The following is a 269-nucleotide window of genomic DNA, read 5'->3' as shown; positions in this document are numbered from 1 at the left end:
CTAAATAAGGCAAATGTAGTTGATGGAAATAATAATTTCAATACAAATGAAACAACAAATCCAACAGCAACAAGACCTGTTAAGGATGTATTCAATAGTCAAGATGATAAGACAAGTATTGATGGTAAGGGAGTAAGGGGAAAAGATGAACTACTTTACAAGATAACTTACAAAAATACAACAGGAAAAGTCCAAAAGGTTGTAATAAAGGATATGATACCAGAACATACGAGATATGTAGAAGGATCAGCAGATAATGGTGGAATTTA

At 32.0% G+C, this 269-nt stretch carries 1 protein-coding gene; it reads left to right on the top strand.

Annotation, left to right across the window (positions count from 1 at the left end):
* Nucleotides 1-269, top strand: a 269-nt coding sequence (locus VJI93_RS08865; RefSeq protein ID WP_324000562.1) for a hypothetical protein, incomplete at both ends; no start/stop codon positions are given.

It is taken from the genome of Parvimonas sp. M20 (assembly GCF_035282425.1).
GTDB lineage: Bacteria > Bacillota > Clostridia > Tissierellales > Peptoniphilaceae > Parvimonas.
Note: the sequence above shows the minus strand (reverse complement) of the source record. Positions and strands in the feature narration are given on the sequence as shown.